The following is a 3,348-nucleotide window of genomic DNA, read 5'->3' as shown; positions in this document are numbered from 1 at the left end:
AACCGTGTGTAAAATCAGTTTTAGCAATGACACCTGCAACTGCTGCACTTGCTGGCTGTTCTAAGATTTTTCCATCACGATTCACCTTTACAAAAGGGTCAATGATAATAGCGCGCTTTGAATCAAAATCCTTGGCTGTGCTGAGTGCTGCTTCGTCTGTTGTGTTTGGGGCATCAAGCACCACAATAGCGCGTAGGCGTTCAGCAATGCCAATGAGTTCTGCCGCTACAGGATTAGAAGTGGTACTGATTTCGGCTTTAGCTGTCGCTCCAGTGCCATCTCCTTCAATACTCACACTGGATTGGCGTTGATGTGTAAAGCCTGGAGCAATTAGAATACGTGGTGTTTGTCCCACAATAGATTGTGCTCCAATGAAAGCATGAACACCTTCATAGGCGCCATTTTCGTTCACACCGCCTAGAATATTGGTGAGTGTTGCGTTTTCACTGTCACCTTCTTTCACACGGATGACAACAACAATTGCTCCCACTTGCTTGAAAATAAGATCAAGAGCATTGGGTAAAGTACCACGTTGTTTACCTGTTTTATCTAGTTTTGCTGCTTGTGAAAGAGAGCCTGCTATCAAAACTGGTGTATTAAGAGGAAAGACTTGTTCATCTGCATCGGGCGCTGTGCCAACAATTCCAATAACTGCCGATTGAACCGCGCGAAGGGGGCGGGTGCCGTCGTCAACCTCAACGACTTCAACACCGTGTAGAAAACCTGTTGCCATACTTTATACTCCTTTAAAATAGTGGCTAATGAAGTGAATGTGAAAAAATGAGGGATGAAGAGCTGTGTTTTTCAATGCTCGGCATCCAAAGATGAAATAAAAAAATTATGGAAATCTGCTTGACATTATTTCTGCGGTGTGTATTTTCGAATCAGGTGCCTAAGAAACACCTTGATAGCAAGCGGATTGATTGTCGAAATAATCAGTTTTCCGCACATTAAAAAGCTTTGACTCATTGTATGTTACACGCATATAATGACTTTGTCGGGTGTAGTTACGCTATACAATACCCTTTTGGGAAAAGCATAACGGCGGACTTGCTACCGTGTTTCTTAACACCCGACACTCTTGTAGAGTGTCAATAAGAAACCTCTAAGTAGCAAGGAGTTCTTTATGAACAATCTCATAGAAACTAAAGAAAGTACTTTTAGTGAAGCAACCATTCAGACTATGTCTAGTCGCGAGATTGCTGATTTGTGTAAAAAACAACACACGCATATTATGCGTGATATTCGAAAAATGTTAGGAGAATTATACTCTGAAAGTACTGAATCCAAATTTGGATTGAGTGAATTTACAGGGGTATACAAAGATTCAACAGGTCGCTCTCTTCCTTGCTATCATCTACCAAAACGTGAATGTTTAATTCTTGTTTCAGGTTACAGCACTGCCTTACGAGCTAAAATCATTGACCGTTGGCAAGAATTGGAAAGGCAGGCTACAACACCACGAGTAGATCTTGCCAATGCTTTGGAAAATCCTCTTACGATTAAGCAACTCCTTTTAGAGAGTATCAATCAATTAGAAGACTTAAGAAATGAGGTGAGTACACTCAAGCCAAAAGCAGAAGCACTTGAAGGCTTAAAGCGTTCTGATGGTCTGTTTGGTCTTATTGAAGCAGCAAAGATGCTTGAAGTACGACCAAAGGACTTAACCGATTACTTGCGTAAACATGATTGGGTGTATCGACGGGCTCCAGGGGCGCCTCTGTTACCCTATCAAGACAAAATTAAGAAAGGATTCATGGACTGTCCTGCTATCACCATTCAAAGACCAGACGGAACAGAGAAGGTACTGCCTTCAACGAAAATCACATCTAGAGGATTGGCATGTTTAAGAGAACAAATCCATGGAGGTGTACAATGAATACGAGTATCGACTTTTTATGTGATTTGTGGATGGCATTATTTCAATTTTCTGATCGTGATGATGTTGAAGATAAAGCTTTTAATGCTCTGATTGAAACCATGGATGCAATAGAAAAAGCTTTGATTTTAAAACTTCAAGATGAATCACCAAACGCACTCAGGATTCTAGCAATGGTTACAAATTTTGGATCTTTAAAACCTCCTTCTATTATGGAGCCTTTGTTGAAAGCTTACGAGCCGAGTTTGAAAAATTCTGTTGCAAAGGTAGCTTAATTTAAAAACACGATTTATCTCCTCGTCTTCAAAGGCGGGGAGGTGGTTAATGCCGTAAAATATCTTTACATAATACACATTATACGTATAATACGTATTATGCATTAAAGATAGGATGTGCATATGAAAAAATATAGTTTTACAGATGTAAACCGCGGGGCAGGCGATATTTTAGACGAGGCTATGTCTACACCTGTAGCTTTAACAAAGCGAGGGCGTGAAAAAATCATTATGCTTCCTGTTGATTTATATCATGAATTAATAAAAGCGCGTTCTCGTGTACAATCTTTTGTTTATGCAGATGCACCGCAAAATATATTAGACGACTTAGATCGTGGTTTAGATGATATTTTAAATGGCGACGAACATGTTTAAAGCAGGGGATGTCATTATTTATCTAGTATTTCATAAAACATCGTCTCTTCAGAGTGAGGAAGAGATCAAACAGCGTGAAGTGTTGGAACTTTGCTAACATTTGTTTCGCGTTCAGCATGCCACGCATCATAATTGGCTTGCATACGTAACCATATAGCAGCTCCATCACCAAACATTTTGCCAAGACAAGCGGAAATAGCAGGAGAAACAGGCTTTTTTGCGTTCAGAATATCGTAGAGATGTTGGCGTGATATACCAAGCATCTGCGCAATTTCTGATTTTGTTTTGCCTGTTTCAGGAATAATTTCTGCTAAAACTTCTCCTGGATGAGTAGGACAACGGTTTTTATCTCTTTGTGCAGGAATGTCATTCATAACTGTATCCTTAGTGATATTGTTCAAGATCAACACGGTAAGCATTACATGAGTCAAATTCAAAGGTAATACACCATGGTCCGTTAACGTGGACAGTGTAACGAGTGGGTGAATATCCAATCAAAGAATGAAAGTTGAATCCTGGAAGATTCATATCTTCTGGTCTTTCAGAAAAATCTAAACGATCAAGACGAACCATGATACGTTTTATAAGTTTCTTATCAATCTTGGATGAATTTCCCGTTTTGAATAATTCTGCCAATGTTTTGCTTTTAAACGTTTTAATCATTCTTTTATATAGCGTAAAATACTTATAATGTCAACAAATAGCTTACATTATAAGTGCTAAAATGGAAAAAAATAGTAACATCCCATTGGAAAGCCTAATAGCTTAGACTTGTTTTTCTTTTCTCCACCTCATGCGTAAAGAGAAGGATAGGTGCAT

General features: G+C 39.2%; 6 protein-coding genes. 3 read left to right on the top strand and 3 right to left on the bottom strand.

Annotated features, from left to right (window positions below; all coding sequences use genetic code 11):
- Positions 1 to 733, bottom strand: a 733-nt coding sequence (locus tag ACFIK6_RS09365) for a phage tail sheath subtilisin-like domain-containing protein (RefSeq protein WP_375642690.1), incomplete at its 3' end; no start/stop codon positions are given.
- 393 nt (positions 734 to 1,126) lie between these two features.
- On the opposite strand from ACFIK6_RS09365, the gene ACFIK6_RS09360 reads away from it, so the two are divergent.
- The 3 genes from ACFIK6_RS09360 to ACFIK6_RS09350 all read left to right on the top strand — a co-directional run bounded on the left by ACFIK6_RS09360 (position 1,127) and on the right by ACFIK6_RS09350 (position 2,529).
- On the top strand, positions 1,127 to 1,879 hold the full coding sequence (locus tag ACFIK6_RS09360; RefSeq protein WP_375642689.1) for a phage antirepressor KilAC domain-containing protein: 753 nt from the start codon (positions 1,127 to 1,129) through the stop codon (positions 1,877 to 1,879).
- A complete protein-coding gene (locus ACFIK6_RS09355; protein ID WP_375642688.1) occupies positions 1,876 to 2,154 on the top strand; it encodes a hypothetical protein in 279 nt (92 codons plus the stop codon). Before ACFIK6_RS09360 ends, ACFIK6_RS09355 begins: the two co-directional genes overlap by 4 nt.
- A 123-nt stretch (positions 2,155 to 2,277) precedes the next feature.
- Positions 2,278 to 2,529 carry a type II toxin-antitoxin system prevent-host-death family antitoxin gene (locus ACFIK6_RS09350; RefSeq protein WP_273724621.1) on the top strand — a complete coding sequence of 84 codons (252 nt, stop codon included), beginning with the start codon at positions 2,278 to 2,280 and terminating at the stop codon, positions 2,527 to 2,529.
- Between the two features lie 65 nt (positions 2,530 to 2,594).
- Here the strand turns inward: ACFIK6_RS09350 and ACFIK6_RS09345 are convergent, their stop codons facing one another.
- Both ACFIK6_RS09345 and ACFIK6_RS09340 read right to left on the bottom strand, forming a co-directional pair.
- Complete coding sequence (locus tag ACFIK6_RS09345; RefSeq protein WP_273721170.1) at positions 2,595 to 2,903, bottom strand: HigA family addiction module antitoxin; 309 nt, start codon at positions 2,901 to 2,903, stop codon at positions 2,595 to 2,597.
- Between the two features lie 10 nt (positions 2,904 to 2,913).
- Positions 2,914 to 3,192, bottom strand: a complete 279-nt coding sequence (locus ACFIK6_RS09340; protein ID WP_208439775.1) for a type II toxin-antitoxin system RelE/ParE family toxin — start codon at positions 3,190 to 3,192, stop codon at positions 2,914 to 2,916.
- Between the last annotated feature and the right edge of the window lie 156 nt (positions 3,193 to 3,348).

The sequence above is a fragment of the Bartonella sp. AS69XJJH genome (assembly GCF_042195585.1).
In the GTDB taxonomy this organism is placed as follows: Bacteria; Pseudomonadota; Alphaproteobacteria; order Rhizobiales; family Rhizobiaceae; genus Bartonella.
The sequence above is the reverse complement of the archived record's forward strand: the minus strand, read 5'-3'. Positions and strand labels throughout refer to the sequence as shown.

Excerpts from the sequence above, each read along its gene's own strand:
- ACFIK6_RS09360 (WP_375642689.1), top strand. The coding sequence starts at position 1,127 with ATGAACAATCTCATAGAAACTAAAGAAAGTACTTTTAGTGAAGCAACC.
- ACFIK6_RS09355 (WP_375642688.1), top strand. The coding sequence starts at position 1,876 with ATGAATACGAGTATCGACTTTTTATGTGATTTGTGGATGGCATTATTT.
- ACFIK6_RS09350 (WP_273724621.1), top strand. The coding sequence starts at position 2,278 with ATGAAAAAATATAGTTTTACAGATGTAAACCGCGGGGCAGGCGATATT.
- ACFIK6_RS09345 (WP_273721170.1), bottom strand. The coding sequence starts at position 2,903 with ATGAATGACATTCCTGCACAAAGAGATAAAAACCGTTGTCCTACTCAT.
- ACFIK6_RS09340 (WP_208439775.1), bottom strand. The coding sequence starts at position 3,192 with ATGATTAAAACGTTTAAAAGCAAAACATTGGCAGAATTATTCAAAACG.